Raw genomic sequence first — 2,449 nt, 5'->3', positions numbered from 1 at the left:
GTTCGTCGCCATCATGGCGCTGGTGGCGGCAGCCACGCTCGATCCGGGCATCTACTTCGCGATGAACGCGCCGGCGGCGGTTACCGGTCCGACGGCCGAGACGGCAGCGAAGGTGATCAGCGAGTGGGGCTGGGTCATCACCCCGGATCTCATCACCCAGACCGCCAAGGACGTCGGTGAGCACACCATCCTGCATCGCGCGGGCGGTGCGCCGACACTGGCCGTGGGCATCGCGCAGATCATGGCGCAGGTGTTCGGCGGCAAGGCGATGGAAGCGCTCTGGTATCACTTCGCGATCCTGTTCGAGGCGCTCTTCATCCTGACCGCCGTCGATGCCGGAACTCGCGCCGGGCGTTTCATGATTCAGGACCTGCTCGGCCACGTGTACGAGCCGCTCGGGCGCATCGAGTCGATCCCGGCGAACGTCATCGCCACCTTGCTGTGCGTCGGTGGCTGGGGCTATTTCGTCTACCAGGGCACGATCGATCCGCTCGGTGGCGTCAACACGATCTGGCCGCTGTTCGGCATCGGCAATCAGATGCTCGCGGGCATCGCGCTGCTGCTCGCCACCACGGTGCTGATCAAGATGAAACGCGAGAAGTACACCTGGGTCACACTGGTGCCGACCGCGTGGCTGCTCGTTTGCACGCTCTCGGCGGCGTGGGAGAAGGTCGCATCGAGCAACCCGAAGATCGGCTTCTTCGCGCTCGCGAGCAAGTACAGCGAGGCAGCCGCGGCGGGCACCGTGATCGCACCAGCCAAGACCATCGCCGACATGCAACGCGTCGCCTTCAACAACTATCTGTGCGGCAGCATCACGATCATGTTTGCCGCGCTGGTGGCGGTGATGGCGTACTTCACCCTCAAGTTCTCGCTGCAGGCGCTGCGCAATCCGAAGCCGACTGCGGCAGAAACGCCCTACAAGGAAGCACCGTTGGGAGTCTCCTATGCCACGGCTCACTGATTGGTTTGCCGGCGACGACAAGCTCGCCGCCGAACTGGGTGGCGGCCCCGACCGGCTGCAGGCGCTTGCCGACAAGGTCGTGCAATTGCGGCGCGCGCTGAAGCAGGTGGTCGGCATACCCGATTACGAGATCTACCTGGCGCGGCACAAGGTGATTCACCCTGACGTGCCGCCGATGGGCGAAGAGGAATTCTTCCGCTTCGCCATCGATCGCCGCTACGGGAAGCCCGGCATCCGCTGCTGCTGAACGCGGCGGTTGTCGGTCACGATCGAGGCCCGGCCACCCCGTAAGGGGTGCCGGGCTTGGTTTTTCCGTGACCGGTCGTTTGTTCCGGCCGGTGCACGCATACGGTGAACATGAGCGCGCGCTGTGGCGCGCACACGAGGCTCGCGATGGGACTTCTGGATTGGCTTTTGGGCGTCAACGACGAGGCAACCGGCGGAGAGGTCTCGGCCGACATCCTCGAGCAGCGCACCGAGCAGGTGGTGGCGATGGTGGATCCGCGGCTCAAGCTGGTGCCCGGCTACCAGCGCAAGCTGGCACCGTCCGTCGAGCATTCCGTGCTCTACTGCCGGGAGCTCGAAGCGCAGCTCCCGCCGGTGATCGAGACGAGTGCCGCGGCTTGGCCGGGCAATTCGTTGCTGCGCGCGCTCTTCGCCACCGCCCAGGACATCCCGAGCATCTTCAGCCGCAGCCCCGAGGTGCAGCAATTCTTTGTCGATTCTCCAGGCGCCGAGGAGACGTGGGCGATGCTGCGGTTCGTTCGCAGCGAGGAGAAGGGGTTCGGCGTCGCGGTGCACGGCAGCGTGGTGCAGCACGATGTGCCGCGCACCTCGGTGTCGTTCGGCGACAAGGCGGTGGTTTTTCCCTGCACTTCGGAGCACGAGGCACGCATCGGCATCCGCCGGCGCGCGTTCAAGTTTCTCGTCACGCAGGCGCTGGAACAGATCGCGTCGGTCGACACGCAACGCACCGACCTGCGGGAGCAGCACAGCATGCTGCGGGCGCGACTGTCGATCCTGAAAGGGCAGCGCGTGGGACTGGAAGCGATGCTCGGCAACGGCGAGGCCACTTCCGACAAGATCGAGGAGGTCGAGAGGAAGCTTGCCGAGAACGAACAATCGCTGGCGAAGTTCCCCGGCGTCGGCGAGGGGCTCGAATACGCCATCGGCCGCGTGCAGGACGTGCTCTCGCACGCTTCCGATTACCTGCAGGTGCGGACGGTGAAGTTCAGGCTCGACCAGATGAACGTGCTGGTGCCGGACGGCTCGGCGGAACCTGCCACCGAGATTGCGCTGCCCGAGGTTCTCGTCCGCGGCAAGCCGGTGATAAACCTGCTCGCGTGCCGCTTCGCCCGGCGCGATCTCATCCGGCGCGGGCAATTGCTGGACGAGGCGCAGCGCCTGCTCGACTGCGCCTCGCCCGGCCCGGGTCAGTCGGCGATGTGATAGCCGCCGTCGACGTACAGCGTATCGCCGGTCAGC

3 protein-coding genes are annotated in these 2,449 nt (G+C 65.8%); all 3 read left to right on the top strand.

Going from position 1 to position 2,449, the window contains the following annotated elements; genetic code table 11:
- On the top strand, positions 1–964 hold a 964-nt coding region (locus JNK68_06650), incomplete at its 5' end, for a carbon starvation protein A (GenBank protein ID MBL8540035.1).
- Positions 948–1,211, top strand: coding sequence for a YbdD/YjiX family protein (locus tag JNK68_06645; protein ID MBL8540034.1), 264 nt, complete (start codon positions 948–950; stop codon positions 1,209–1,211). The genes JNK68_06650 and JNK68_06645, both read left to right, overlap by 17 nt.
- A 146-nt stretch (positions 1,212–1,357) precedes the next feature.
- Entirely contained in the window at positions 1,358–2,413 is a 1,056-nt protein-coding gene (locus JNK68_06640; GenBank protein MBL8540033.1) for a hypothetical protein, read from the top strand.
- Positions 2,414–2,449 lie beyond the last annotated feature (36 nt).

This window comes from Betaproteobacteria bacterium, from assembly GCA_016791345.1.
Lineage (GTDB): Bacteria > Pseudomonadota > Gammaproteobacteria > Burkholderiales > JAEUMW01 > JAEUMW01.
Note: the sequence above shows the minus strand (reverse complement) of the source record. Positions and strands in the feature narration are given on the sequence as shown.